We start from the raw sequence: 2387 nt of genomic DNA, 5'->3' as shown, positions 1-2387 counted from the left end.
CCAACGGCCCAGCCAGTAGATCATCGGATAGTCGTTAATGTAGATCCGGCGGGTCCGCTCACGATACAACTCGGCGGACTCGGTATTGTCGTAGCCACTGACGCTCGACGGCGGGATGCTCGCCTGGGCCTCGTCGAAGGAGGCGAAGACACCCCGGTAGAGATGGTGCGTCAGGGCATGGTGGGCGAAGAATCGCCGGGTGTAACGGGCTTCCTGAAACTGGCGTAGCAACGGCAGCCGTGCCGTCGCCTCCGTACGGGTGGAGTCGACATGGGTGTTCATGGACAACTCGTGCAGCTTCGGCAACGGCAGCATGCGCCGACCCATCCTTGCCGAATATACCTCCCGCGATTTAGGTCGTCCGACCTAGGGATTTCTTTCGAATATCCGAGCGCACGCGGTGCAGCCCCCGGTAAACCCATCGAACCGGGCCGACCATGTGAAAACCCGCGGTCGCGCGAGTGGAACGCACGACGTACAGTGAACCGCAGGATTCGACGCGAGTCGCGAGAAGACGCTTGTACTGGTTGTCACCGTAGCCAAAGCTGACCCGTTCCCCCGGAAAGCGATCGATCAGGGCCCGCACCGCCTGGAACACGGCGACCGATCCTATGCCGACCTTTGCTACCTCGTCGTCGTAGCCGAGGTCGTCGACGAGATACGTGCCGCCAAGACGATAACCGTGCACATAAGCGAGTGGCCTGCCGTCCCGAATCACGACGTGACCGATGAGKTGCCCCGCGTCAGCCAATCGTTGGAACAAGGCAAGGCGTTGGGGTGCCTCCCAGTCGATCGGCAGATCGGCGTGATGCCAGGTTCGCGCGTAGAGTTCGTTCATGAGCCGGCAGTACTCGGCCATCTCATCGCCGCGATTGAAGACGCGCAGCGTGGCGTCGCCACCGAGCTTGCGATAGGCGCGGCCGACTCGCTGGACCTGATCGGCGCGTTTCTTCTTGTCCATCCCCGCAAGCCACGCCTCGGAGGACGGCTGCGGATCGATCGACCAATGAACCTGATCCAGAAGGTTCGCCGCCACCGTACGGAAACCGCCCCCGTGAGACAAGGCAGCTGCCAATCGATTGGGCAGGTCGGCTTCCTGGATGCGCAGCACGCAGACGCTGCTGTCGCCGGCAAGCTGCCGTGACACCAGAAGCTCCACCGTCGCACGTTCTTCGTCGCTGGCGACGACACCGGAGCCCAACAGGCGCAGCGCCGCACCCCGGTAAAGCCTGACCTTGCGCCCGGCCAGATCGAGTCGCGCGGTGTGATCGATCGCCAATAGCGGTGCGTAGCCGGCGACACGACCCTGGCTGTCGCGCACCACGATCACATGAGGCACGGTGCCGTCGTCCCGACTCTCGACCTCGAAAGCGATCCAGTCCGGATGTTGCACGATGCCACTGGCCGCTCCGGGGCGTTCGGCCACAGCGGCGAGTTCATCGCGTATGGCGCGAAGCTCATCGACTGTATGCAGGATGATGCTCAGGTAAGTCATGGACTGGCCTTCACCGCGGATGGCTGGACGAACTGAAGGGCACGCAGGAAGACACGGCCTGGCGGCCCCAGACGGCGGCTGATGCCGGCCATCAACTGCAGGTCGTCATTTGTCCAGTAGCGAACGATGACGCTCATGGGAGCGTAGACGGCGAGAAAGACGGCCGCGCCCGCCAGGAAACCCAGGCGCGAGGGCGTCGCCATGGTGGTGCCCCACGCCGCGGCAGTCGCCACGAGGCCGACCGCGAACAATCGAGCCATGGCGGCGACCGGCAGCGCGCCGCTGGTCGCCTTGCGCAGGTAATGAATGGCCAGCGCCATCTCGACGATACGCGTGGCCGCGTACGTGACGACCGCCCCCGCGAGACCGAACATCGGAATCAGCGCCACACCGAACACGGCATTGGCAGCGACGGCGACCGTTGCGATGCGTATGCGATCGTCCTGGCGATCCACCACGGTCTGGAAGGCGGCGATGCCGTTGCCGATCAGCAGCAGCCCACCCAGGACGAGGGTCGCTTCGATCGCCGGGATCGCGTCTACATAGCGATTGCCATACATCAGCCTGACGATCTCTGGCGTGGTGACCAGGCCGAGGCCTGCAATAGCGATGCCCACGGCCCAATAGAAACGGGTGGCCTCGGAGAGGAAGCGTGCCGCACGCGCTGTGCCGCTCTCGCCGAACGTCTTCGCCATGTAGGGCAGCAGCGTTGAGGTAAGACCCACCGAAAACAGCTGAACGGCGCCACGTGTCAGCGTCCCGGCGATGGCGAAGTAACCGACGGCCACCGAACCCGAAAACGTGTTCAGCAAGAAGACCTCGATGGTGCCCACACGGAAGGAGCCCATCAGCACGAGGACCGCGGTCAGCTTCAGATGTCGATTCACCCGGG

At 64.0% G+C, this 2387-nt stretch carries 3 protein-coding genes; all 3 read right to left on the bottom strand.

What is annotated here, in order from left to right; all coding sequences use genetic code 11:
• Positions 1–315, bottom strand: a 315-nt coding sequence (locus tag AC1DT2_RS20785) for a hypothetical protein (protein ID WP_477298444.1), incomplete at its 3' end; no start/stop codon positions are given.
• Positions 316–352: 37 nt separating this feature from the next.
• On the bottom strand, positions 353–1495 hold the full coding sequence (locus AC1DT2_RS20780; RefSeq protein ID WP_477298442.1) for a GNAT family N-acetyltransferase: 1143 nt from the start codon (positions 1493–1495) through the stop codon (positions 353–355).
• Positions 1492–2387 (bottom strand): lipopolysaccharide biosynthesis protein (locus tag AC1DT2_RS20775; RefSeq protein ID WP_477298441.1); only part of this gene is annotated, 896 nt, incomplete at its 5' end. The genes AC1DT2_RS20780 and AC1DT2_RS20775, both read right to left, overlap by 4 nt.

This window comes from Luteibacter sp. P4_E6, from assembly GCF_056401535.1.
The sequence above is the reverse complement of the archived record's forward strand: the minus strand, read 5'-3'. Positions and strand labels throughout refer to the sequence as shown.